Consider the following 25,616-nt stretch of genomic DNA (forward strand, 5'->3'; position numbering starts at 1 on the left):
AACCTACAGTGTCACCTAGTTCGCTTGACCACGGGGTCCATAAAAACAATAAAAAATACTAATAATTTTAGTATTTTAACTGGATCCCGTGGTCAAGCCCACGGGATGACAGAGGTGAAATCGATCCACGCGGGCAATGCCCACTCGCAATAGCGATAGCAGAGTATATCAAGCAAATTCTAATAATATCTGTCCTCTTACAACATTATCCTTTTCATTAACAAAAATTTTAGCTATTTTTCCGTCTCTTTCGGCAAGAATCAGGTTTTCCATTTTCATAGCAGTTAAAATCATAATTTCTTGTCCTGCCGTCACTTCCTGCCCTTCTTTCACCTTTATCGCAGCAATCTGACCGCTTAGAGGAGCTTGTAGTTCGGAGCTTTCTTCTACCACTACTTTTGAGACCATTAACGCTTCAAGTTCTGATATACGAGGAGAGCGTACAAAGGCTTTTACGCTAATACCGGCATGCGATAATAAATAACCGGTTCTGATATTCTCAATTTTTACATTTGTCTTTTTACCGTTAATTATAGCCGTAAAAAGTTCATTACCTAAATTCCAGTTACTACGAATATATATTCTATCGCTTTCGTGACGTATATTATAGCCGTTTTCAACAGGTGTAATTAATACAGGGAATAATTTATCATCGATAGTTACCACCCATCTTGTACCTATTTTGTTAGCCTGATTGTTAATATTGCCGGAAATTAAAGAAGCACGTCTTTGCTCTGATATATAAATAAAAATAGCCGTTGCTAAAAATACGGTAGTTACTTCTGAAGTTAGACTAGCTCCGGAAAAACCGTCAGGATATTCTTCTTGAATAAAGGCAGTAGAAATATCGCCGCTAACAAAGCGGGGATGTAGCATTACAGCTTCTAAGAAACTAATATTATGAGCAATACCGTTAATTATATAAGAACTCAAAGCAGAACGCATTACCTCAATCGCCTGCTCTCTTGTTTCACCGTAAGTACATAATTTTGCAATCATCGAATCATAAAACATACTTACTTCACCGCCAAGCCCAATTCCTGTATCTATACGGATATTAGGACTCTTTGCAGGTTCGGAATAAGCTATAATTCTACCGCTAGAAGGTAAGAAACCTCGGCTTGGGTTTTCGGCACAAATTCGTGATTCAAATGCCCAACCTTTTAATTTTATGTCATCTTGCGTAAATGATAATTTCTCGCCGGCTGCGATTTTTATCATCTCTTCAACGATATCTATACCGGTAATTAGCTCAGTAACGGGATGCTCGACTTGCAACCTAGTATTCATCTCTAAAAAATAGAAATTTTTATTGCTATCTACTATAAACTCAACGGTACCGGCCGAATAATATCCCACTTTTTGAGATAAGGATATTACCTGCCGATACATTTCTTGCCTTATATCTTCAGTAATAAAAGAACTTGGTGCTTCTTCGATTACTTTTTGATGGTGACGCTGTATTGAACATTCACGCTCTCCGAGACATACACTATTGCCGTATTGATCGGCAATTAGCTGAATTTCGATATGACGGGGAGTTTGAATTAACTTCTCAATAAATAATCTATCGTCACTAAAACTATTGGCTGCTTCAAGCTTTGCCGACTCAAAAGCATTTGCCATTTCAGCGGGATTATTCACCACTCTCATACCACGTCCACCGCCGCCGGCAGCCGCTTTTACTATTACCGGAAAACCAATCTCTTTAGCAATATCCACCGCTTGCTTAACATCATTTATAGTTCCCATATAACCCGGAACGGTGCTAACTCCGGCTTCTATCGCTATCTTCTTTGCTTCAATTTTATCGCCCATTTTTTTAATAGTTCCGGCACTCGGTCCTATTAAAACAACACCTTCTCTTTTAAGAATATTGGCAAAATTTGGATTTTCCGATAAAAAACCGTAACCCGGATGTACTGCACTTGCTCCACTTTCACGAATCGCTGAAATAATATTTTTAATAGATAAATAACTTTCCGTTGCAGGGGAATCACCTATATAATAAGCCTCATCTGCATGCTGCACATACATTGAGTTTGTATCTGCTTCAGAATATACTGCAACCGACTTTATCCCCATCTTTTTTAAGGTACGTATTATCCTAACGGCGATCTCGCTACGATTAGCAATTAAAATTTTATCAAATAATGGTTTATTCATAGTTTTTGTTATAATTTTAGTTTTTGTCATTGCGAGGAAATTACGAAGTAATTGATGAAGCAATCTCAGGACTTTGGTACGAGATTGCCACGTCGCTTCGCTCCTCGCAATGACGATTTATCCACACAGAAATAACAATTACAACGGCAAATTATCATGCTTTTTCCAAGGCAGTTCTACTTTTTTAGTACGCAGGAAATTTAATGCCTTACATATTCGCCATCTAGTATTTTGCGGTCTTATAATATCATCCAAATATCCCCTAGATGCCGCAACAAAAGGCGAAGTTACTACTTTTCTATATTCATCGATTTTTTGTTTTTTAGCTTCAGAGTCTTTACATTCTTCCTTAAATATTATCTCGGCTGCTCCCTCTGCACCCATAACAGCGATTTCCGAATTAAACCAAGCATAGTTTATATCGCCTCTAAGATGCTTGGAGTTCATAACTATATAAGCACCTCCATAAGCCTTACGGGTAATTACGGTAATCTTCGGCACTGTAGCTTCCGCATATGCGTATAACAGCTTAGCCCCGTGTTTAATAATACCGTCATGCTCTTGAGATGTACCAGGCAGAAATCCAGGGACATCAACAAGACTTACTATAGGAATATTGAAAGCATCACAAAATCTAATAAATCTTGCTGCTTTTCTTGAGGCGTTTATATCTAAACATCCTGCTAAATGCAAAGGCTGATTAGCTACAAATCCTACCGGATAACCTTCCATATAACCAAAGCCGATAATGATATTCTTCGCAAAATCAGGTTGTAGTTCAAAAAATTCTCCCTCATCAACAATACGCTCGACAAGCTCTTTCATATCATAAGGCTTATTAGGAGTGTTAGGTATTAACGTGCTAAGAGACATATCGACTCTATCGGCAGGGTCAATAGTCGAACGAACAGGAAGAGGACTACGATTAGATGACGGAAGGAAATTAAAGAACTTACGAATTTCGAGCAATGCTTCTATATCATTATTGAATGCAAGATCGGCAACGCCGCTTTTAGTGGTATGCATTCTAGCACCGCCGAGCTTTTCTTGACTTACTTCTTCACCCGTAACGGTTTTTACTACATCGGGACCGGTTACGAACATATAAGAACTATTCTTAACCATGAATATAAAATCGGTTAAGGCAGGGGAATATACCGCACCACCGGCACAAGGTCCCATAATTAAGGTAATTTGAGGGATAACACCCGACGCTAAAACATTACGCTGAAATAATTCACCGTATCCGGCAAGAGCATCAACCCCTTCTTGAATTCTTGCTCCCCCTGAGTCGTTAATACCGATTACGGGAGCACCGGTTGCTATAGCTTGATTGATAATATCGCAGATTTTCTTAGCATGATATTCACCGAGTGAGCCACCAAGTACGGTAAAATCTTGGCTATAAATAAATACCAACCTACCGTTTATCGTACCGTGTCCCGTTACAACACCGTCACCTAAAAACTTTTTATCCTGCATCCCAAAATTATTGCATCTATGGGATACAAACATACCTGTTTCGGTAAAGCTATTCGGATCTAATAATACTTCTATGCGTTCTCGTGCAGTTAACTTACCTTTTTGATGTTGTGCGTTGATCCTAGCTTCACCGCCCCCTTGCCTTGCAATATTTTTTCTCTCATCCAGTAACTCAGGAGAGATTATATTACTTTGATTCATAGATTATTTATAGTTTTATTTCCAAAATATCCATAATATAATATAATAATGCTAATGTGAAAAGATAATTATTTATGTCATCTACCGAAGATACCAAAGAAGCATCGAAAAAAGCCAAACCGACAGCTAAATTTAATAACTTATCAACTGCTTTAAAAAAGAATTTACAAAGAAGAAAGAAAGTACAAAAAGAAAAGAATAATAAAGAAAAATATTGATACTAGGTCCTTATATCTATAAAGAGCGATAGAATAGAAAATAATTTTTAGGAGAATAAATATGAGTTTACATGAAGTAATAATTAAAATTAGTAAAATTTTTTCTCTTTTTATTCCCAAACAGGATATAGAGGAATCTAATAATAATATTCCTGCTAATAGAGAAGCAATGTGCGATTATTATAAAGATTTAAATAATCCTCATTAAAAAGTATTTATCTATATGCAATTTGACATATTAATATAAATTGCTAATATTTGGGGAGTTTAGATTTTGTTGCATGGATTGGTTTTTCCGTCATTGCGAGGAGGGACATAGTCCCGACGTGGCAATCTTGTCAAGCATCCTGAGATTGCGGACGTACAAAATTTTCAATTTTTCCGTAGCTCATGACGATTTGAATCCAACAAAATCGGTATTTAAAATATTTTACATCATGGACACAAACAAATTATATCTTTTCAAAGATAGACGATTTTTACCAAATTTTATAGTACAGTTATGTGGTTGTCTTAATGATAATATATTAAAAAATGCTCTAGTAATCCTTATAACTTACGGCATTACTGGTTCTTTAAGTAAATATAATAATCTACTCGTTTTAATTGCTAATGCTACTTTTGTACTACCTTTCATAATATTCACAAGCATAGCAGGACAAATTGCCGACAAATACGAACGTGCAAGCCTTATTAAGATTATTAAGATTTGTGAAATCGGTATAATTGCCTTTGCAATTTATGGATTTCATCATAATAATCTGCTAATTCTGTTCTGTTCTATTTGCTTAATGGGTATACACTCTACTTTTTTCGGTCCAATAAAATATAGCGTATTACCTGATCACCTAACTAAAGACGAACTACTTGGAGCTAACGGCTTTGTTGAAGCCGGAACTTTTATCGGTATTTTTATCAGTACTATAATCGGCAGCTATTATACAATCAGCAATAATTTTATAATTTATTCCTTAATTACCATCGCCTTTCTCGGCTTCATTACAAGCCTTTTCTCTCCAAAATCTAAAAATGCAAATCGTGATATTAAAATAAATTTTAATATTATAGATGAAAGCATAAATATGATTAAATATGCCAAAGCAAAAAAACAGATATATTTAGCTATACTCGGCATTTCATGGTTCTGGTTTATCGGAGCTGCTATAATTTCACAAATACCTTTACTTGCTAAGATAACTTTTAAAGCTGATGAGAATGTTGCTAACTTATTTTTAGCGGTTTTCTCGCTTGGTGTTGGGGTCGGTTCGTTTTTATGTAGCAAAATATTTGAAGATGAGATTACCGTTAAATATCTATTTATTTCAGCCCTAGGCATTAGTATTTTCGGTATTGATTTATTCTTCGCAAGTAGAATTAGCTCAGTTAACTATGAACCTACTCAGCTAAAAAGTATTTTGGTATTTTTATCAAAAAGACATAATTGGCGAATAGTTATAGATTTATTTTTCTTAGCAGCAATAGGCGGTTTATATATCGTTCCCCTTTTTGCTATATTACAGCATTATGCAAACCCTGCTCATCGTAGCCGAATTATTGCCGTTAATAACCTCATTAATTCCATTTTCATGGTGGGTTCAACAATTATTTTATCTTTATTATTTTACCTAAATTTCACTATACCCTGGATTATATTATTTATTAGTCTAGCTAATATAATCGTCACTATATATATTTACCGTTTAATACCTGAAGTTAAAATTATTCCGTTTAAGCTATTGCGAAGAATATTCCAAATCTGTTTTGATCTTATGTATAAGGTTGAAGTTAAAGGATTTGAAAATTTCCAAAAATCCGGTAAAAAAGTAGTAGTTGTCGCTAATCATATTTCATATCTCGACCCGCCGCTAATTGCTACTTACTTACGAGAAGAAATGACTTTTGCAATTAGTCCCGATATACAAAAAATATGGTGGATTAAACCGTTTTTACGTATGGCAAGAACTTTGCCGGTTGATCCAAGTAACCCAATGGCAATAAAGACTTTAGTAAAAGAAGTACAAAAAGATCAGAAAGTAGCAATTTTTCCTGAAGGTAGAATAAGCGTTACCGGCTCTTTAATGAAAATATACGAAGGACCTGGAATGATTGCCGATAAAGCCGGTGCTACTGTTTTACCTGTTAGAATAGACGGTACTCAATTTACTCATTTATCAAAATTAAAAAACATATTAAAAAGAAAAATATTTCCTAAAATTACTATAACCGTTTTACCGCCAGTAAAATTCGCTAATATGGATGCTGCAAGTAATCAAGAACGACGCAGTTATATATCTAGGACTCTTTATGATATCATGGCTGACATGATATTTGAGAGTTCAGACTATAAAAATACTTTATTCTCATCTCTTATAGAAGCTGCTAAAATTCATGGATTTAAGAAAAAAATAGTTGATGATTTTGAAAATAATGCGATTACTTATCGAGATTTAATATTAAAATCTTTTATCCTAGGTGATTTAATCAAAAAGAATAATATCTTTAGCAGAAATTTAGGCTTAATGTTGCCTAATACCACGAATACGTTAATTACTTTTTACGCCATGCAATCTAGCGGTTATGTTCCTGCTATAATTAACTGGAGCAGCGGCATAAGTACTATTATTAACTCCTGTAAACTTGCACAAATTAAAGTAGTTTACACTTCAAAACAATTTATCGAAAAAGCAAATTTACATGAATTAATAACTAACTTATTAGATTTCGGTATTAAAATAATATATTTAGAAGATTTTAAAAATCAGATTGGTACAGCTCTAAAACTAAAAGCAAAAATAGGGAGTTATTTTGCCCAAACTTATTACAATTATTTTTGTCGTAATCGTGACGACGAAAAACCGGCAGTGATAATTTTTACTTCAGGTACTGAAGGTGAACCTAAATCCGTATTATTATCTCACAGAAATTTACAAACTAATAGATATCAAATAACTGCTAAAGTACCTTTTAGTCCTGAAGATATAGTATTTAACTCATTACCTTTGTTTCATTGCTTTGGTCTTGGTGGTGCAATTATTACAACTTTAAACGGTATTAAGCTGTTTCTATATCCTTCTCCACTAAATTATCGCAGCATTCCTGAAGTTATATACGATATCGGAGCAACTATATTAATTTCTACCGATACTTTTTTAAACGGTTATGCTAATTACGCTCACCCATATGATTTTTACTCATTACGCTATATATTTGCCGGTAGCGAAAAATTAAAAGAATCTACAAGACAATTCTGGCTTAATAAGTACGGCATACGTATTTTTGAAGGATATGGGATTACAGAAGCCTCACCTATTATAGCTTGCAATACCCCTATGCATAATAAAGCAGGCACGGTAGGAAGATTATTACCGAAAATTGATTATAAGCTTGAGAAAGTAGAGGGAATAAATGAAGGGGGACGTTTATTCATTAGGGGTCCTAACATCATGCTTGGTTACTTAGACTTAGAAAGTCACCGTACTTATAAAGAATGGTATGACACCGGCGATATAGTCAAAATAGATTCTGAAGGATATATAACAATTTTAGGACGTTTAAAACGCTTTGCTAAAATAGCGGAGGAAATGATATCTCTTACAAAGATTGAAGAACTTGCAAGCGAAATTGCTCCTGATTCCTTGCACGCTGCTATTTCCATCGCCGATAAAACACACGGAGAAAAAATTATTTTACTTACTACCGGTTCCGATATAAATAGAGAAAATTTTGCAGATACTGTATCTAAAGCTCAAATTTCTTTACTACATTTACCGAAAGTAATTATTACCGATTCAGAAATACCTCTGCTTGCAAGCGGTAAGATAGACTATCTTGAGATTATGAAGAATGTGGATAGATTCTAACATCATTGCGAGCGACTGCAAGCCTTGTTGCGTGGCTCGTTTTATGTCATTCCCGCCTGGTTCAATTTCACCTCTGTCATCCCGTGGCTTGACCACGGGATCCAGTTAAAAATACTAAAATATTAGTATTTTTTATTGTTTTTATAGACCCCGTGGCAAGCCACGGGGTGACACAGTAGGTTTTACCAATCTACGCAGGAATGACATAAACGAGCCATGCAACAACACCGGAGGGGTCACGGGGTAACATTTATTTTTTCTTTTGACTGTTAATAGCAGCATTCAACGCTAGTTTAAACCACTTGCCTAATAACTCTTGATCCTCAATAATTTCAGATAACACCTTCCAATATGATAAAGTTACAAGTTTACCTTTACTTTGATATACAAATGGCTCAGAACCGAAAGATTGAAAATATTCATAAGTACTTAGGTCTGACTTAAAATATAATTCATTGCTTTTAATAATTCCTATCATAACACCATCCTTATATATACCATATCCACCAAACATTGCACGAACGGCTACTGAACCATACGGTTCTAACAATTCTTTGACATATTCAGTAAATTCGTTTTTATTCATAATAATCGCTTCAAATACAGTAGCCCATAAATAAACGTACCTAATATAATAAACAATGGAGTTAAAGGTAAGTCAAAATAGAAAGAACTAAGTGCAGCACAAAAATTAATAAATAAAGAGATAAAAATTGATATTATAATCATCTGAGAGGGGCTATATGCTACAAATCGTGCAATCATTGCAGGAATAAGTAAAACAGCGGTTACCATTAATGCACCGACAATCTTTATAGCAGAAAATACCGATAATGAGAGAAGAAGTAAAAATATTAGCTCAATAATATTAACCTTTAAGCCTTTTATGACTGCAATATCTCTATTGATGATTATAAGAAGAATTTGATTATAAAAATATACTATAAAGCTTATAATAGTTATTAGCACTACCCCTAGTATAATCAAATCATTAAAAGACACGGATAAAATATCCCCAAACAACAAATTCACTATATTATTCTGCAAAGAAGTAAAATAATTAATAACCAAAGCAACAGCTAGCATAAAGCTAGAAATCAAATTAATAACTGCATTTTTTTCAGAATTTTTTTTAAAAATAAACACAAAAAATGAAAAAAGAATCGCAACTATTATCCCTGAATATATTAATGGGAAATGTGCTATAATACTTATGCTGGCCGCTAAAAAACTACTATGAGCAAGCCCGTCACCAAAATAAATATATCTCTTCCATAGGGCAATGCAGCCAAGGGGAGCAAATATGCAGCTAATTAAAATTAAGGCTAGTATTATTAAAGTCATCTGAGTATATTATATATGTTTGTTGTATGGCCTCTAGTCATCCCGTGGTCAAGCCACGGGATGACATTGGAAAGAATCATAGACTATGTCTTCAATCGATAAAAAAGAATTAGAAAAATTTGAGAAAATTTCTCATAATTGGTGGAATAAGGACGGGGAGTTCGGTATGTTACATCGAATAAATCCTATTCGCCTTGAATATATAATAGAGAAAATAACCTCGCATTACAATGATATTTCTAGTAGACCTCTTTGGAAATTCGCTTATAGGGAGGAATTTGAAGGAGACACGGAACACAGCACCGCAGCGTATATAAGCATACGTGAGGATGCGAGTACCGGATCGACGTACAAATTACCCCTAGAAGTAGAGTTTCCGAAGAGGTCTAGTTTAGAAATATTAGACGTCGGTTGCGGTGGAGGGTTAATTGCAACGCCTTTAGCGGCTCAAGGTTTTAATGTTACAGCCATTGACGCTCTGCAAAGTAATATTGAAACGGCAACTGCTTATGCTAAGGAAAACAGCGTAAAAGTAAATTATTTACAATCTACTATAGAAGAATTACAGAGTGACAAGCTATATGATGTAGTAATTTGTCTTGAGGTTATTGAACATGTAGAAAACGTGCAGCAATTTATACTAAATTTGGTCAAACATATTAAGCCAAACGGTATGGCAATAATTTCTACGATTAACCGTACTAAAAAAGCTTATGTACTTGGAATAATAGTTGCTGAATATGTTTTAGGTTGGGTGCCTAAAAACACTCATGATTATAGCAAATTTTTAAAACCATCAGAAATTTATGAAATGCTTACGGATACCGACATCGAAATTAAAGAGCTGAAAGGCTTGGTATATGATCCTGCTAAAAATGAATGGAAATTAAGCGATGATATAGACGTAAATTATTTTATGTGTTTGGGGAGAAAGAGTATATGTCATCCCGCGACTTGATCGCGGGATCCAGTTAAAAATACTAATATTATTAGTATTTTTAGTTGTTTTTTGGATACCGTGGTCAAGCCACGGTATGACACAGTTCTTAGTATATATTTTAAAAAAGATAATAAATGACTAATAACGTAATTACTAGATTTGCTCCGTCACCGACGGGGTTTTTACATATAGGTTCGGCAAGAACTGCTTTATTTAACTACTTGTTCGCAAGGCATCATAACGGTAAATTCTTGCTTCGCATCGAAGACACCGATAAAGAGAGATCAACTAAAGAAGCTGTAGAAGCTATATTCGCAGGTCTAAAATGGCTAGGACTTGATTGGGACGGCGAAGTTATATTTCAGTCTAAACGTAATGATCTTTACAAAGAAGCAGCACTAAGATTACTGCAAGAAGATAAAGCATATTATTGTTTTACTAGCCAAGAAGAAATAGAAAGACAGCGGCAAAAAGCTTTAGAAAATAAACAACATTTTATTTTTAATAGCGAGTGGCGTGATAAAGATTCATCCACCTACCCTACCGATATTAAACCGGTAATACGCCTAAAAGTACCTCGTGAAGGTAGTATAACCATTCATGACACTTTACAAGGCGAGGTAGTAATTGAAAACTCTCATATCGATGATATGGTATTATTGCGTAGTGACGGCACTGCTACTTACATGCTAGCCGTTGTAGTAGACGATCATGATATGGGTATAACTCATATTATTAGAGGTGACGATCATTTAACCAATGCAGCAAGGCAAATCGCTATTTATCATGCTTTCGGCTATGAAGTACCGAGCATGACTCATATACCGTTAATTCATGGAGCAGACGGAGCAAAATTATCCAAAAGGCATGGAGCTTTAGGTGTTGAAGCTTATAAGGATATGGGATATTTACCAGAAAGTTTGTGTAATTATTTATTGCGTCTTGGATGGAGTCACGGTGATGATGAAATTATCTCACCGGCTCAGGCTATAGAATGGTTTAATCTTGATTCACTTGGTAAATCACCTTCTAAGCTTGATTTTGCTAAGATGAATAGCCTTAATGCCCATTACTTAAGAATGCTTGACAATGATAGTTTAACTTCAAAGACTGTAGAGATATTGAAACAAAATTATAAGATTAGTGAGAAAGAGGTAAGTTATATAAAACAAGCAATGCCGAGCTTGTTAGTTAGAAGCGAAACATTACTTGATCTAGCACGGCTTGCTCAAATTTATCTCGTAGATTCGCCTATCATCTATAACCAAGATGCAAAAGAAATAATAGAAAATTGTGATACAGATTTAATCAAACAAGTTATAGAAGGCTTAAGCAAACTTGAGCAGTTTGATAAGGAATCCGTGCAGAATAAATTTAAAGAAATAGCAACTCATAATGGCTTAAAGCTAAATGACATTATGAAACCCGTAAGAGCTTTAATAACAGGTATGACGGCTTCACCTAGCGTATTTGAAATTGCAGAAATTTTAGGAAAAGAAAATATTTTAAAAAGGTTAAAAATTATATGAAAGATTGTATAAAAAAAGTTGCTTTTGTTCTTAGTGGATTATTTATAATAACCGGTACTTTTATTGTATACAGAGTAGAAAATGTAGATGCTTCATCAGCACAAAAAAAGTACGGAGCTTGGACTTTAAATTGCACTCTTAATAATGAGAAAAAAGAACTTTGCTTCTTATCACAACAAATTAATAATCTAGAGAAAGATAAAGAAAAGGAAATATTAGCCATTTATCACATAGGTTATTTCAATGGGGAGCAAGAAGAACAGGAATTAAAAATAATAGAAATAGTCCCGTCAAATGTTCAAATTCCGGCAGGTACAGTTATTAATAGCGGTGACAAACGAATATCAGCCGGAAAATACGTAAATTGTACGGTAAACGGCTGTCAGGCTTTGGCTGTTATTACAAAAGATATCTAGATATGATTTTATCAAACGATAATTATTTAGAACTAATCACTGCAGACGGCAAACAAGCTAAAATTTCATTTATAAAAGACGGTCTAAAGGAAAGTCTAAAAGCTTTGAGTAGATAGTAACGGAATTTAAACATTGTTGCGTGAACTGTTTTTCCCTCTGTCATTCCGCGATTTATTCACGGAATCCAGTTAAAAATACTAATGTATTTTTAGTTGTTTTCTGGACACCGTGAACAAGTTACCAAATGACACCGAGTGCGTTTTCCAATCCACGCAGGCAATTATTATAGGACAATAGTATCGCTGCTATATCCTACTAATTCAGTTTCACCCTCAAAATAAAATGTACTCATATCTATATTTTGCTTAACACATTTATGACCTAAACCTTCATGTGCAGCATTAGATAGTGCACCATTATCCTGATCTACGGTCCATGTGAAAATTCCTCCAAGACCATGTTTCTTTGCATATTCTGCTTTAGCTTTAACAGTTCTAGGTGTGTCTATGGACATAAATACTTTAGATGTAGGATTGTAAAGGAAATCAGCATTAGCTACTGTATCAGTATAAAGTATAAATCCATTTTTTCCTTTTCCTGTGCTTGGATCAAAATAATTAAAATAAACATCATTCTGCTCAGTAACACCGTTTTCAAAAGTTCCAACTATTTGAGGATCTACTTTATATGTACCCTTTAATGGAGAAACTGACTCTATCTCTACCTCACGTGCACTACGGCTATAACCTACATAACCTATATGCACACATTTTGCAGGGATCTTCAGTTCTTCAATAAGATATTTTACAGATTGATTTATAGACCACTCTTTATTGTCGCCGTCTCTACTATAAAGGTTAGTATGGTGTGCTAATTTTCCCTCCCCGTAGGTACCACCGAAAAGGTCATATGTCATCAAGTGAATTTGGGTTACTCCTGCATCAACCAAGTCTTTTATATTTGATAGTGCTAGTTTTGCAGGATCAGCTGCTGCTGCTATAGCAATGACAAAATCTGTATGCCCCTTGGCGTTAAGTGTTTCTCTTAACTCTTTAACTAATAATGTATAATTCCCACCATCTTCAGGACCATGTGGGTTACCATTCCCTGCTGCTCCTGGATATTCCCAATCAACATCAATTTGTTTATACATTGGAAATTTTTCTATAAACTTTACTACTGAGTCATTGAATATTTTACGAGCTGCTGGAGATTTAGCCATTTCATGAAAAGCTTCGCTCATAGTCCATCCGCCGACGCTAAGGGCAAATTTTGTTCCCTCAGGACTTGCTTTTTTTAGGTTGTGAAAAGCACCTAGTGCTCCTTGAGCTTTTTGTTGATTGTATAAGTTTGGGTAGTCTTCACCTGCATATGCTGGAAAACCACAATTAACATATGCTGCAAGCATATCCCAATTACCAACGGTGGTCATTTCAAACTTTTGTAATCCTAACTGATCAGCAGATAGTTTAATGATTGCTTCTTTTTCTCCTTTATCACCATTGATTGCAGAAAATCCTAAAACCAGCTTGTCAAAATTATGATTATAATGTTTCTTTATATCTACGCCTCGCCCAGCCCCATTAACCGCTGTAGGATCCTGTAGGCGTATGTCAAATTGTGACCAAGCCGTATAGTAACCACCAACTTCAAATTCCTTATCTGACTCATATTTATTGTAAACATCTTTAAGTACCCTACCTGATGTATAACTAAAGTTAATAGTTTCGCTCTTAGGATTAAACCCAGTCAGTTTATATGTCTGTTCAGTTAAATCATCTTTTTGTACTAGTTTACTAGTTCCTGGTTCCGGTTCTGGCTCTGGTTCTGGCTCTGGCTCTGGCTCTGGCTCTGGATTCTCTATTAGTTCACCATTAAAAGTAAATTTTTCAGGTAGTGCATTTGGATTAGGAAGCACCGCCGGATTAAAACTCACCCCAAAAGTTACAGTTACAGAACCGTTAGCCGGTAGAGTTGCTAAATGTTCTACTAAATTACCTTTAATTACAGGAAAAGTATTTGAATGATGGGTAAAGCCGGTATAAGCGTTAATTGGTTGGTTAGTATCAATGTGTTGTACTTTACTAAGATCAAAACTTATTTCCGGAGCAAATACTGCCTGGTTAGTATTGTTTTTTATTGTAACTTCTAATGGAAAATACCATCCGGTATCATGAGAACTTGTTACCCATTTTGCAGTAATTTCATATGACGACATAAAATAACCTCTTTAGTTTAATTGTTAAAAATTATAAATATTTTTGAAATAAAAATAGATTGAGTAATCATCTACCTTTACAATTAACAATGCTTACTAAATTTTTAATATATTGCAAGAAGTTATAAAACACTAAAAGGAAAAAATACTTGAGAATAAATAAAAAAATGCTTTTCTTTTTATTAAATTTTATTAACTGTTTTTATATTTTTACTTAAGCTATCAGCTATTATTATACTGATATATTCAATTTATTATGTTAATAAAAATTAATTTTAATGTAATATAATTGTGTAAAAAAATCACAAAAATATAATTCTATTTAAAAATCAAGATATCAAGATATAGTTTAACTTGTGCTTAACCATTGATTATCAATAAATTTAAAAAATAAATATCATATCTTTCTAAAATCTTATTAATTTTCTTATAAAAATATTTTATACTAATTATATTTATATACTCCTTTTAAAAGAAGTTTAAATAATTAGTAGGTTTATGAAAGATATTGATACTTGGCAGAAAAAATTTGAGGTTTGTGATTATAGTAAAAAATTAATTGATCGAATTAAATATTTGAATACTATAGTAGACTCGCCTATAGATATAACAGAAATTGAAAAAGGTCTTTATTATACCCGTAAATATCATGATTCTCAAATGCGTCAATCAGGGGAGCCTTATTATTCTCACCCTATAGAAGTTGCAATCATGCTTGCAGATTTTACGGCTCTTGAGGCTCCTAAACTTTACAAACCATATATGATAAATATTGCCCTTCTTCATGATACTATAGAGGATACAATACTTACATATGCTGATATTAGCAAAATTTTTGATAAGAATATTGCCGATAGCGTAGAACGTTTAACAAGAATTAAGCCGTACGGTAAAATTAGCTCCGGTGAAATGTTAAATTTACTAATACAAGAACAAAGATATGATATCGCACTTATTAAAGTGTTTGATCGCCTACATAATTTACAAACTATAAATGCTAAATCTACGGAAAAGGCTTTAGAAACAGTAAAAGAAAACTATAGAAAGCTTCTTACTCATAGCGGCTTATTTAGAAATACGAACCGTAGAGCAACAACTATTAAATGTTTGCACTAATTTTATCAAGCAACATTTCCCTTCAGAACAAAAAGAAATATTTCAAAAAGTCGGTTTACGAAATTTCTTTTTTAAACTTCAAAATAATACAAAATAAATTAAAGAGGATGCAATACTACTTTAGAAAGAAAGTGTATATTAGCTAAAAACTATTTTTATATTTCCAGTGTGCAGCTTCACCGCTCTCTGCATGATAATGCATCTTATGATCACGTATTTGTATTTCTATTTTATAATTATCCTCAGTTGTAATAATAGTATGTAAAGATTGATAGCCGTTTGGCTTAGGATTAAGAATATAATTTTTAAATTTATCCTTTTCATGCTCATAAAGATCATGAACTACTTTTAAAGCTTTATAACATTTCTCTTCATCTATTACCACTATTCTTATCGCAAAAATATCTGTTAATTCTTCTAACTTTATACCCTTACGATATAATTTATATAAAATTGATATTGGATGTTTGATCCTACCTGTTATTTGAGCAGTAATATCATGTTCAGATAAATTATGATTTAAATGTTTAATAACCCTTTGGAGCAAAACTACCTCCTTAATTTATACTAATTTAGTTAATAGTTATACTTACGAATAACTAAACACCAATTAAAGCAATAAACTTGATTAAATTCTATTAATATTTCTAATTAATTTGCTATTTTTAGTAAATATTAATAAAATCCAGCTTTAGTTGGATATTAATAGGAAAAATTAAGCTTGTGGCGAGCTTCGCACTACCCTACCCTATTATTTTTATCTTTTAGAACCTAATTTTTTAAGTTTTACATATAAAATTTAAATTATCTTATTTTAGTCTTTCTTAACTGTATAATTATAAGATTTTTTAAAATAAGAATAGTAATTTTTCTAAAACCTTACTAATTTTAGTTAGCATAGTTAACCGACCAAAAGCGAGAAACTTTTATTACTAATTTTTTAAATTAAACGAATATATATTATAGATTAAGCTTGCCCATAGCTTCAACAAAAAATCTATTCTTAATAATTAAGGCAAAACCGCTTTAAACCTTTTGATCTTCTATATGGGACTGTTAACAAAATAACTTTAATTGAAATTAACAAGATTTTTGATAGGATAGCTATCCCTATTTTAAAAAAACCTTATAATTTGTAATTAAAAAGAATTTAATGAGCTTTAAAATTATTTTGTTAACAGTCTCATAGGATAAATACCAAAGGTTGAGCTATTATAATTAATTAAAAAATATTTTTATTGAAATAATTACAAAAAATTCTATATTTTATTTTTTAAGGAAGAGTTTTATTAAAGAATTTATTTTCAAATTAAGCAAAGAATCGCTTTAAAATCCATTTATTGCATAAATCAGTTTTTCAGTATCCTACTGATAATATGTTATACGGTACGTTGTTAAAATCGTTATTATAAATAGGCATTGTCTGCGTGGACCACAAAACGCATTCGGTGTCATACCGTGGCTTGTCCACGGTATCCAGTAAAACAACTAAAAATACTAATATTATTAGTATTTTTAACTAGACCCCGTGTGATCAAGTCAGCGTTGTTGCATGGCTCTTTTATGTCGTTTCTGCGTGGCATTGTTGCGTAGATACCAAAACCGTTATTGCGAAGAGCGAAGCGATGTGGCAATCCAGAAAAAGATTAAAAAAATTCTGATTTACAGAATTTTTAACTGGATTGCTTCGTCAAAATTTTCAATTTTTCCTCGCAATGACGGAAAACCGGTCCACGCAACAATATCTTCCCGCGGAGGCGGGAATGACATAGAATAGAAGTTCGGTACTATAGGTCAAGCCACTGAGTGACGGCGGTAAAACCGATTCATGCAGCAATGTCTCCTCGCAATGATGGAAACGAGCAATGCAACAAGACGAGTTTATTAGATCTATTGCATAACATATCTTATGGAGATATAGACTTAGAAGTCCATACCGCCCATGCCTCCCATACCACCACGCATTGGCGGCATTGAATCTTCTTTATCAGACGGCTCGTCAACAATTAAAGTTTCCGTGGTAATAATTAACGAAGCAACAGAAGCAGCATCCTGAAGTGCAGTACGCACTACTTTGGCCGGATCGATAATTCCTGCTTTAATCATATCGACATATTGCATGTCTTGAGCGTTAAAGCCATAATTTTTATCCTTATGCTCTAGTAATTTACCAACTACTACGCCACCGTTTTCACCGGCATTTTCAACAATCTGTTTTAACGGATCTTTTAAAGCTTCTATTACTATTTCAATACCTGCTTGTTGATCTTTGTTATCTACTTTAAGATTTCTTAAAGTTTGTGAAGCGTGAAGTAATGTTACACCGCCCCCTGCAACAACACCTTCCTCAACTGCAGCTCTTGTAGCAGCAAGTGCATCTTCAACACGATCTTTACGCTCTTTTACTTCAACTTCCGTGGCACCGCCGACCTTTAATACGGCAACACCGCCGGAAAGTTTAGCTAAACGCTCTTGTAGTTTTTCTTTATCATAATCAGAAGTAGTTTCAGCTATTTGAGATTTAATTTGTAATACTCTATCTTCAATATTTTTCTTATCACCGTTACCGTCAACAATTACGGTATTTTCTTTAGAAATTGTTACTCTTTTTGCCGTCCCTAGACTCTTAATACTAACATTTTCAAGCTTCATACCTAAATCTTCAGTAATAAGCTCACCTTTAGTTAAGATAGCAATATCTTCCATCATTGCTTTTCTTCTATCACCAAAACCTGGAGCTTTTACTGCCGCAACTTTTAAACCACCACGTAATCTATTGACTACAAGCGTTGCAAGAGCTTCACCCTCAACATCCTCAGCAATAATTAATAGCGGACGTTGTGATTGTACTACAGCCTCAAGTATAGGTAACATCGGTTGTAAATTTGATAATTTTTTCTCAAATAATAAGATGAAAGGATTTTCAAGCTCAGCAACCATTTTCTCAGAATTCGTTACAAAATACGGTGATAGATAACCCCTATCAAACATCATACCTTTAACTACTTCAACATCGAAGCTAAAATTCTTTGCTTCTTCAACGGTTATCACGCCTTCTTTACCAACTTCCTCCATTGCCTTAGCAATTTTCTCACCGATTTCCTTATCACCGTTTGAAGAGATAGTACCAACCTGTGCGATTTCCTCTTGGCTATTGATTTTTTTACTGGATTTTTTAATTTCTTCTACTACTGCGTTTACCGCTAAATCCATACCACGCTTTAAATCCATAGGATTATAGCCCGCTGCGACTAACTTATTACCCTCACGAGCTAATGCTCTAGCAAGTACCGTAGCTGTAGTAGTACCGTCACCGGCTACTTCTGCAGCTTTTGTAGCAGCTGATTTTAATAGCTGAGCTCCTGCATTTCTAATTTTATCTTTTAACTCGATCGATTTTGCAACCGTCACACCGTCTTTGGTAATTTTTGGTGAACCGAATGATTGCTCAATAAGTACATTTCTACCTTTTGGACCTAAAGTAACTTTTACTGCATCTGCAAGTATGTCAATACCTTCTAGCATTTGCTCACGAGCTTTTGAGCCGTGTTTAATAAGTTTTGTTGCCATATTTAATTTCTCCTTAAAACAAATAATTAATTAATAATACCAAATACGTCGCTTTCTTTCATAACGATCAGTTTTTCGCCTTTAATTTCAATTTCGGTGCCTGCCCATTTACCGTATAAAACTTTATCGCCTACTTTTAGCTCTAAAGGATGAATTTCGCCTTTTTTATTACGAATACCGTTACCTACGGCTACTATTTCACCTTGCATCGGCTTTTCTTTTGCGGTATCAGGAATAATAATTCCACCTTTAGTTTTTTCTTCGTGTTCGATAGGCTTTATTGCAATTCTATCATGTAATGGTTTAAAAGACATTTTAACCTCCAATTATTAAATCTTTAAATGTACATACTATATATATTTTATTTTTGCTAGTTCAAGAGGAAAGAATAAAATTTTTTTACTGACCTCTTTCAAATTCTTCTTTGTTTATACAATAGGTCTATTCTTTTTCAAAATCCTCTAAACTAGTGCCGTGTTTAGTTTTGCTCCATTTGAAAGGACAGAAAATTATTTCAAATACTGCTTTATATGAAGCGATGGTATGTAATATAAAATAGCTACCCCATAAAACCAACGCTACTATATCCTGAAATTTTACTTTTCCGCTTTTTAAAGAATTCTTTAATATATACAGAGCAGTACTATAAAGATATAAAAGCGAAAAAATACTATTAACAAGCCATAAATAATTAATTATAGAATTTTTATTTATAACAATAGAAAATATTATAAAAGGTAAACTCCAAAAATTATAGGTAGATAAGCCGATAAAAATATAAATTGTTATTATCTGAAGTAAAGTAAATTTTCGGTATTTATCTTTTTGTGCTTTAAATACAAAAAATGTTTGCAGAAAACCTTTAACCCAACGTGACCTTTGATTTAGCCAATTACCTAAACTATTCGGAGCTTCTTCTAGAGTATAGGAATCAAGGATAGCTACTTTATAGTTCTGTGAGTAAATTCTTATACCAAGCTCGGCATCTTCCGTCATATTATAAGCATCCCATCCGCCAAGCTTATTTAATATATCCGTTTTAAAATGATTACTAGTACCACCAAGAGGGGTAGGAAGTTTTAATAAACTTAATCCTTTCAAGATATATTCAAACCATAAACTATATTCTATATTAAATAATTTAGTTAAAACATTCTCATTTTTATTATAAAAGTTGAGCTTAGCCTGAAGACAAACATATTCGGACGGCAAATTTCTAAACATTGCTAAAGCCTTAAGCAGCTGATCAGGTTCGGGTTTATCTTCAGCATCATATACGACTAGATACTCACCTCGTGAATATTCTAGAGCATAATTAAGAGCCTTCGGTTTGGTTCTCGGTAGGCTTTTTGGAACAAATATAACATGAAAATAAGACGGTAAATTATATAAAGCTAGTTCTTTAATCATTAGATAATCGTCATCTTCGATAATAATTTTAACGTCTAGCTTATCTTTTGGATAATTAATTAATGAAATATTTTTAATTATTGACCTTAACTTACTTAATTCTTTATATAACGGTACTAAAACTGTGTAGACCGGTAAAGCTTTTTCCTCATTCTGAGAAATTTGTGAACTCGCCTTATGATTTTGAGTACTACTTGCTTTGCCATCTATGTGAAGCATTGTTTTGTGAAGCGATTCCACCTCTGTCATCCCGCGACTTGATCGCGGGATCCAGTTAAACATAAAAAAAGACTGGATACCGTGGTCAAGCCACGGTATGACACTGAATACACTTTTCAATCCGTGCAACCGTACCGAAGGCAACTCTCTCACCGCCCTTATAAATAACAGAGATTTTAAAATATTTTGCAAACAATAGCTTATATTATTAGCAACATGAAATAAAACCGGCAGATAAATAAATATGGCTATAAACACGACAAAAAATATTATTACTTTATTGGTATAATTAATATTCTTAGCAATAATTGGTCCAACTTTAAATCCAAGAGCATATTTTGCTTTAATACTAGTTAAATGAGAGAAATTTTTTTCTAATAATTTGTAAAAATAATATTTCTTGATCAATATTATAGATTTTAAAATATTATTATTATTAAACAATATTTTTAGATCATTTATAGCAGTTATTTTATTACCTTGAACATCTTCATATATAAAATAACCATTCACTACATAAGCTTGTATATAAGAATAATTATAAATTTTAATATAAGAAACATTGCTTATTAGCGGTAATATTTTATTTTCATATAATATATCAATCATTATCTCATTATCGATAATTGCTTCTTCGATAATAGTTTTTAAATCAGCAGCCTGTTTTTTACCTAATAAGTTTTTATCTCTAATTATTCTTAAGATTATATCTTCATCTATACATCTAACCATGCTGAAAAACTTATACCTGATATTTTATATTTCTTATTTGAAAGGCTGTAATCCCAAAAATAACCGATTTGAGTAGTAACTGAATTTTTATTTTCTTTCCCGAAATTAATTATCTTTGCAATTCCTAGCTGCTCATAAACGGAACTATCATATACATAACCGTAATTTTGCCGAGTATGGTATTTTGTAAAACTTGTAAGCATTATGCCGTTTTTAAATTTAATCCCTTCACAAGTAGAAAAATTATAATACATTTTCTTAGAACCGAGATTATTAATTGAATGTCCAAAGCTAAATATATTTTGATTAAAGATAGTAACAGAGCGGATATTTTTAGACATTCCCATTAATAAAGATATCTCTCCTAAAAAATCTTCTTTAAGTTTTTTACTCTTACTCATTAAAATTTTAGGCTGAACGGAAACAACAAAATCTTTATCTTCAAATAGCTTCAATTTATAGTAAATAGAAGCATCCGTGCTTATATTTTTTTCATTCAAAAATTTATCTTCTTTGTACAAAAAATGTACTCCTATATTCTGATTATCGGTAATACCATATTCTATTGAACTATTTACAAATTGCTCATCTTGGTAAGATGATAATTCTACTATCTTCTGCTCTAATCTTTTTATTTGCCGCAAGATTTTTGCATGAAGACTCGGCTGATCACTTACTTTTTTGAGGGACTCCCATAGATAAGTTACTCTTTCTCTCAGGTATAAAACGGCTTCTTCTCTTTGCTTTTTCTCGTTTTTTGATATCTTATTAACTTTATTACCCCCTACAATATATCTATATCTTCCCTGCTCTAACAACCATGCCGAGGCATGTACCTTATTAATATCAAAAATAATTATAAGGCATATTAGACAATAATATAATCTTAATGCCATAGCCGCTTAAATTTAAAAAATGCACTATAATAGCAATTATAAATTGAGTAAAGAGCTAGATTAAAAAATTTTTAATTGAAGTAGTATATGGAATATTGTAGTAATGATTTTACAACTTAAAATTCATTTAAAGAGGAAAATATGAACGATCAAAAATATAGAAATATTACTTTTACCAGAGAAAGTAAAATAGCAAATATTAATATATCTCCCGATAAAATAACAATTGGAGCTAATCAGCGGGTCACGTTTAAAAGCCTAGGTAATATTGAGGAATTAATCTTAGGACCACATAGTAGTGTTAAAGTAACAGATCTTAATCATAAGGTATTTATAAATAATACTAATCGAGATAAGATAATTATATTATCAGGTGAAGATACTAATTTTTATGATAATCCCTACGCTTAAATTTTATTGATATTCTCTTTCATTCCTGCTTTCGCAGGAATGCGTTGTTGCGTGGATCAATTTCGCCTCTGTCATCCCGTGGCTTGACCACGAGATCCAGTTAAAAATACTAAAATTATTAGTATTTTTTATTGTTTTTATGGCCCCCGTGGTCAAGCCACGGGGTGACACATTGAATTTTACAGGTCTACGCAACAATGCCTGCTCGCAATGACGGGGTGGTATCCACGCGGGCAATGCCTCGCAGAATGACATAAAGAGCATTTTACTGCCCCACAAAATAACACCTCTAAGCCCCAAGCAGCACTTGATTTTGTAGTTTAAATAATTCTGCTACGCCGCCTTTAGCAAGTTTTAACATTGCTAAAAACTGCTCTTCGGAAAAAGGTTCTTTCTCTGCCGTGCCTTGTACTTCGATTAAATTACCATTACCTGCAAATACAAAATTACTATCCACTTCAGCATCGCTATCTTCTAAATAATCCAAATCTAGTATCGCCTCACCTTTATATATCCCGCAAGAAACAGCTGCAATTTGACTAATTAACGGATTTACCTTTAAAATTCTCTTTTTCATCAATGATCTAATAGCTAGGTGTAATGCTACGTAGCTTCCTGTTATCGCTGCCGTTCTAGTACCGCCATCGGCATTAATAACGTCACAATCTATAATAATCTGCCTCTCACCTAGTTTCTTCAAGTCAATTACACATCTCATGCTTCTTCCTATCAAACGCTGTATTTCTTGGGTTCTTCCGCCTTGCTTCCTTTGTACTGCTTCTCTTTTAATACGCTGGGATGTAGAGCCTGGGAGCATGCCGTACTCAGCGGTAACCCAACCTTGATTCTGCCCTCGTAAAAACGGCGGTATGGTAGTTTCGCAAGTAGCACTACACATGACATGTGTATTACCGATTTTAATAAGGCATGAACCTTCCGTATTAATAAGCGGTGATAATTCTAATGAAATAGGACGTAATTGGTTGCTTTTTCTTCCTGACTGTCTCATAATACAATTTGTACTCCTAATAAATATACAGAATCGGTAGACAAAGTTTAATTTGAAAAAGAGCAAGACACTTTAAAGCTTATAACCGCAGCGTAGGTATACTACGTGAGGATTATAAGCGAAAAGTGACGCCGCAATTTTTTAAATTAAACAAGTATTGAAAAAATTTTTATTATATCTATATATATCTCAAAAAAGAATATAAATATAAAGTAAATAATATGATAGATGATAATATAGAAAATAATGAACAAACAATAAATGATATTGCTGAAGAGATAGTTGAAACGGCAAATCCTGAAATAACAGAGTTAAAAGCAGAAATTGAAGAGCTAAAAGACAAACTAATTAGAACTACTGCCGAAATAGACAATACAAGAAAACGTTTAGAAAAAGCACGTGACGAAGCAAAAGATTATGCGATTGCTACATTTGCTAAAGAACTACTAAATGTTAGTGATAATCTTTCAAGAGCATTAGCTCATAAACCGGCGAATTCTGATATAGAAGTCACAAATATTATTGCAGGCGTTCAGATGACTAAAGATGAACTGGACAAAATCTTTCATAAACATCATATTGAAGAAATAAAGCCGGAAATAGGATCAATGTTCGACTATAATTTACATAATGCAATTTCGCAGATAGAACATCCTGATCATGCACCGAATAGCATTATTACTTTAATGCAATCAGGATATAAAATTAGAGATAGGCTACTTAGACCCGCTACCGTACAAGTAGTTAAAAAATCCGAATAGAAAATAATAATATGAATAGAACCGCTATATTTTGGCTAGTTTTTTTAGGGCTTTTTATAAGCGGTTTTATGCTAATTTTAGACGCAGTAAAACCATTTTTTATCGCATTTATAATATCTTACTTACTACAACCTGCTATAGGTTTTATCGCATCAAAATTTAAAATATCAAATAAATTTGCATCAAGCATAATTTATCTGATATTTTTGAGCATATTTTTCTTAAGCTTAACTATTTTAGTACCGATAATTTATGGACAAATTTTTACTTTTATAAATAATATTCCAAAATATAAAAATTATTTACAGGCAGAAATATTACCTCCTATAATGGCAAAAATTTATTCGATAGAACCTGATATTGCCGATAAAATCAAGAATTCTTTAAGTGATTTTATAAATAGTATATTTACTATACTTGGCAGTATTGCTAATAATTTTTGGCGTTATACCATTATTACTATTAACATATTTATTTTATTTTTACTTATACCTATAATATTATTTTATTTCCTACGTGATTGGGCTAAAATTATTGCAAACATGAAATCATTATTACCTATAAAAACCCGACCGAAAATCCTTGAAATATTATCGGCAATTAATAATCTGTTATCTGCTTATATAAGAGGACAACTAAATATTTGCTTATTATTATCTACTTATTATAGTATTGCATTTACCGTAATAGGTATTGATCTCGCTCTTTTACTCGGTATTTTAACAGGGTTTTTAGCCATTATTCCTTTTCTTGGTACTTTTATATCGTTTCTTTTAACTCTGATTATCGGCTATTTAACTTTTGGCGTAACTAGCAAATTACTATATATAATGATAATTTATCTAGTTGGAAATATTTGTGAATCTTATATTCTAACCCCTAAAATTATCGGTGATAAAATAGGTTTGCATCCTCTTTGGATTATATTCTCGATTTTTGCCTGCGGCAGTTTATTTGGAATTATTGGAATATTTTTTGCTATACCGATTGCAGGGATTACAAAAATTTTACTCCTAAATCTAATTAAATTTTATAAATCTAGCAAATTCTATCGAACAGACGGCTAAGTTATAATATTATTGTATGATTTTTAAAAAGTGTCTAATGTCATTCCTAGC

19 protein-coding genes and 2 pseudogenes are annotated in these 25,616 nt (G+C 32.9%); 10 read left to right on the forward strand and 11 right to left on the reverse strand.

The genetic code is table 11. The annotated features are described in order from the left end of the window. Window positions 1-168 precede the first annotated feature (168 nt). Both ACE38Q_RS04090 and ACE38Q_RS04095 read right to left on the reverse strand, forming a co-directional pair. Window positions 169-2,166, reverse strand: a complete 1,998-nt coding sequence (locus tag ACE38Q_RS04090; RefSeq protein WP_500191275.1) for an acetyl-CoA carboxylase biotin carboxylase subunit — start codon at window positions 2,164-2,166, stop codon at window positions 169-171. Between the two features lie 138 nt (window positions 2,167-2,304). Beyond that, window positions 2,305-3,849 carry an acyl-CoA carboxylase subunit beta gene (locus ACE38Q_RS04095; protein WP_500190202.1) on the reverse strand — a complete coding sequence of 515 codons (1,545 nt, stop codon included), beginning with the start codon at window positions 3,847-3,849 and terminating at the stop codon, window positions 2,305-2,307. A 74-nt stretch (window positions 3,850-3,923) separates the two neighbouring features. On the opposite strand from ACE38Q_RS04095, the gene ACE38Q_RS04100 reads away from it, so the two are divergent. From ACE38Q_RS04100 to ACE38Q_RS04110, 3 genes are all read left to right on the forward strand, one after another. Then, window positions 3,924-4,067 carry a hypothetical protein gene (locus tag ACE38Q_RS04100; protein WP_187145856.1) on the forward strand — a complete coding sequence of 48 codons (144 nt, stop codon included), beginning with the start codon at window positions 3,924-3,926 and terminating at the stop codon, window positions 4,065-4,067. 61 nt (window positions 4,068-4,128) lie between these two features. Beyond that, entirely contained in the window at window positions 4,129-4,275 is a 147-nt protein-coding gene (locus ACE38Q_RS04105) for a hypothetical protein (RefSeq protein ID WP_500190203.1), read from the forward strand. Between the two features lie 229 nt (window positions 4,276-4,504). Continuing rightward, window positions 4,505-7,927 (forward strand): acyl-[ACP]--phospholipid O-acyltransferase, encoded by a 3,423-nt coding sequence (locus tag ACE38Q_RS04110; protein WP_500190204.1) that lies wholly within the window; start codon window positions 4,505-4,507, stop codon window positions 7,925-7,927. A 250-nt stretch (window positions 7,928-8,177) separates the two neighbouring features. Here ACE38Q_RS04110 and ACE38Q_RS04115 read toward each other — a convergent pair whose 3' ends face one another. Together ACE38Q_RS04115 and ACE38Q_RS04120 are read right to left on the reverse strand one after the other, a co-directional pair. Beyond that, entirely contained in the window at window positions 8,178-8,513 is a 336-nt protein-coding gene (locus ACE38Q_RS04115) for a TfoX/Sxy family protein (RefSeq protein ID WP_500190205.1), read from the reverse strand. Beyond that, window positions 8,510-9,271, reverse strand: coding sequence for a metal ABC transporter permease (locus ACE38Q_RS04120; protein WP_500190206.1), 762 nt, complete (start codon window positions 9,269-9,271; stop codon window positions 8,510-8,512). Before ACE38Q_RS04120 ends, ACE38Q_RS04115 begins: the two co-directional genes overlap by 4 nt. A gap of 85 nt (window positions 9,272-9,356) precedes the next feature. Here ACE38Q_RS04120 and ubiG point away from each other — a divergent pair, with 85 nt between their 5' ends. From ubiG to ACE38Q_RS04135, 3 genes and pseudogenes are all read left to right on the forward strand, one after another. Continuing rightward, entirely contained in the window at window positions 9,357-10,229 is an 873-nt protein-coding gene (gene ubiG, locus ACE38Q_RS04125; RefSeq protein WP_500190207.1) for a bifunctional 2-polyprenyl-6-hydroxyphenol methylase/3-demethylubiquinol 3-O-methyltransferase UbiG, read from the forward strand. A gap of 116 nt (window positions 10,230-10,345) precedes the next feature. Beyond that, window positions 10,346-11,740, forward strand: coding sequence for a glutamate--tRNA ligase (gene gltX / locus ACE38Q_RS04130; RefSeq protein ID WP_500190208.1), 1,395 nt, complete (start codon window positions 10,346-10,348; stop codon window positions 11,738-11,740). After that, a pseudogene (locus ACE38Q_RS04135) lies at window positions 11,737-12,272 on the forward strand (invasion associated locus B family protein). The gene gltX and the pseudogene ACE38Q_RS04135 overlap by 4 nt, the downstream one beginning before the upstream one ends. Window positions 12,273-12,439: 167 nt before the next feature. Here the strand turns inward: ACE38Q_RS04135 and ACE38Q_RS04140 are convergent. After that, window positions 12,440-14,374, reverse strand: coding sequence for a glycosyl hydrolase family 18 protein (locus ACE38Q_RS04140; protein WP_500190209.1), 1,935 nt, complete (start codon window positions 14,372-14,374; stop codon window positions 12,440-12,442). 498 nt (window positions 14,375-14,872) lie between these two features. Here ACE38Q_RS04140 and ACE38Q_RS04145 point away from each other — a divergent pair. Then, a pseudogene (locus tag ACE38Q_RS04145) lies at window positions 14,873-15,636 on the forward strand (HD domain-containing protein). Here the strand turns inward: ACE38Q_RS04145 and ACE38Q_RS04150 are convergent. From ACE38Q_RS04150 to ACE38Q_RS04170, 5 genes are all read right to left on the reverse strand, one after another. Then, window positions 15,633-16,037 (reverse strand): RelA/SpoT-related domain-containing protein, encoded by a 405-nt coding sequence (locus tag ACE38Q_RS04150; RefSeq protein ID WP_040256063.1) that lies wholly within the window; start codon window positions 16,035-16,037, stop codon window positions 15,633-15,635. The pseudogene ACE38Q_RS04145 and the gene ACE38Q_RS04150 overlap by 4 nt on opposite strands. A gap of 1,376 nt (window positions 16,038-17,413) precedes the next feature. Next, on the reverse strand, window positions 17,414-19,060 hold the full coding sequence (gene groL, locus ACE38Q_RS04155) for a chaperonin GroEL (RefSeq protein WP_045813231.1): 1,647 nt from the start codon (window positions 19,058-19,060) through the stop codon (window positions 17,414-17,416). 26 nt (window positions 19,061-19,086) lie between these two features. Continuing rightward, on the reverse strand, window positions 19,087-19,374 hold the full coding sequence (locus ACE38Q_RS04160) for a co-chaperone GroES (protein ID WP_014412487.1): 288 nt from the start codon (window positions 19,372-19,374) through the stop codon (window positions 19,087-19,089). Between the two features lie 127 nt (window positions 19,375-19,501). Next, window positions 19,502-20,752, reverse strand: a complete 1,251-nt coding sequence (locus ACE38Q_RS04165; RefSeq protein ID WP_500191277.1) for a glycosyltransferase family 2 protein — start codon at window positions 20,750-20,752, stop codon at window positions 19,502-19,504. 653 nt (window positions 20,753-21,405) lie between these two features. Further along, window positions 21,406-21,942, reverse strand: a complete 537-nt coding sequence (locus ACE38Q_RS04170; RefSeq protein WP_500191280.1) for a hypothetical protein — start codon at window positions 21,940-21,942, stop codon at window positions 21,406-21,408. A gap of 516 nt (window positions 21,943-22,458) precedes the next feature. Between ACE38Q_RS04170 and ACE38Q_RS04175 the strand changes: the two genes are divergently transcribed. Beyond that, complete coding sequence (locus ACE38Q_RS04175; RefSeq protein WP_500190210.1) at window positions 22,459-22,728, forward strand: hypothetical protein; 270 nt, start codon at window positions 22,459-22,461, stop codon at window positions 22,726-22,728. A 289-nt stretch (window positions 22,729-23,017) separates the two neighbouring features. On the opposite strand, the gene rph is transcribed toward ACE38Q_RS04175, so the two are convergent. Next, window positions 23,018-23,737 (reverse strand): ribonuclease PH, encoded by a 720-nt coding sequence (rph, locus tag ACE38Q_RS04180; RefSeq protein ID WP_500190211.1) that lies wholly within the window; start codon window positions 23,735-23,737, stop codon window positions 23,018-23,020. A 221-nt stretch (window positions 23,738-23,958) separates the two neighbouring features. On the opposite strand from rph, the gene grpE reads away from it, so the two are divergent. Together grpE and ACE38Q_RS04190 are read left to right on the forward strand one after the other, a co-directional pair. Further along, on the forward strand, window positions 23,959-24,498 hold the full coding sequence (gene grpE, locus ACE38Q_RS04185; RefSeq protein ID WP_488267331.1) for a nucleotide exchange factor GrpE: 540 nt from the start codon (window positions 23,959-23,961) through the stop codon (window positions 24,496-24,498). 11 nt (window positions 24,499-24,509) lie between these two features. Next, complete coding sequence (locus ACE38Q_RS04190) at window positions 24,510-25,565, forward strand: AI-2E family transporter (RefSeq protein WP_500190212.1); 1,056 nt, start codon at window positions 24,510-24,512, stop codon at window positions 25,563-25,565. Window positions 25,566-25,616 lie beyond the last annotated feature (51 nt).

This window comes from Rickettsia endosymbiont of Thecocarcelia acutangulata (genome assembly GCF_964263195.1).
Classification (GTDB): Bacteria; Pseudomonadota; Alphaproteobacteria; order Rickettsiales; family Rickettsiaceae; genus Rickettsia; species Rickettsia felis.

What these genes read in the sequence shown, in the direction of transcription:
- ACE38Q_RS04090 (WP_500191275.1), bottom strand. Translation starts at nt 2,166, where the DNA reads ATGAATAAACCATTATTTGATAAAATTTTAATTGCTAATCGTAGCGAG.
- ACE38Q_RS04095 (WP_500190202.1), bottom strand. Translation starts at nt 3,849, where the DNA reads ATGAATCAAAGTAATATAATCTCTCCTGAGTTACTGGATGAGAGAAAA.
- ACE38Q_RS04100 (WP_187145856.1), top strand. Translation starts at nt 3,924, where the DNA reads ATGTCATCTACCGAAGATACCAAAGAAGCATCGAAAAAAGCCAAACCG.
- ACE38Q_RS04105 (WP_500190203.1), top strand. Translation starts at nt 4,129, where the DNA reads ATGAGTTTACATGAAGTAATAATTAAAATTAGTAAAATTTTTTCTCTT.
- ACE38Q_RS04110 (WP_500190204.1), top strand. Translation starts at nt 4,505, where the DNA reads ATGGACACAAACAAATTATATCTTTTCAAAGATAGACGATTTTTACCA.
- ACE38Q_RS04115 (WP_500190205.1), bottom strand. Translation starts at nt 8,513, where the DNA reads ATGAATAAAAACGAATTTACTGAATATGTCAAAGAATTGTTAGAACCG.
- ACE38Q_RS04120 (WP_500190206.1), bottom strand. Translation starts at nt 9,271, where the DNA reads ATGACTTTAATAATACTAGCCTTAATTTTAATTAGCTGCATATTTGCT.
- ubiG (WP_500190207.1), top strand. Translation starts at nt 9,357, where the DNA reads ATGTCTTCAATCGATAAAAAAGAATTAGAAAAATTTGAGAAAATTTCT.
- gltX (WP_500190208.1), top strand. Translation starts at nt 10,346, where the DNA reads ATGACTAATAACGTAATTACTAGATTTGCTCCGTCACCGACGGGGTTT.
- ACE38Q_RS04140 (WP_500190209.1), bottom strand. Translation starts at nt 14,374, where the DNA reads ATGTCGTCATATGAAATTACTGCAAAATGGGTAACAAGTTCTCATGAT.
- groL (WP_045813231.1), bottom strand. Translation starts at nt 19,060, where the DNA reads ATGGCAACAAAACTTATTAAACACGGCTCAAAAGCTCGTGAGCAAATG.
- ACE38Q_RS04160 (WP_014412487.1), bottom strand. Translation starts at nt 19,374, where the DNA reads ATGTCTTTTAAACCATTACATGATAGAATTGCAATAAAGCCTATCGAA.
- ACE38Q_RS04165 (WP_500191277.1), bottom strand. Translation starts at nt 20,752, where the DNA reads ATGTTTAACTGGATCCCGCGATCAAGTCGCGGGATGACAGAGGTGGAA.
- ACE38Q_RS04175 (WP_500190210.1), top strand. Translation starts at nt 22,459, where the DNA reads ATGAACGATCAAAAATATAGAAATATTACTTTTACCAGAGAAAGTAAA.
- rph (WP_500190211.1), bottom strand. Translation starts at nt 23,737, where the DNA reads ATGAGACAGTCAGGAAGAAAAAGCAACCAATTACGTCCTATTTCATTA.
- grpE (WP_488267331.1), top strand. Translation starts at nt 23,959, where the DNA reads ATGATAGATGATAATATAGAAAATAATGAACAAACAATAAATGATATT.
- ACE38Q_RS04190 (WP_500190212.1), top strand. Translation starts at nt 24,510, where the DNA reads ATGAATAGAACCGCTATATTTTGGCTAGTTTTTTTAGGGCTTTTTATA.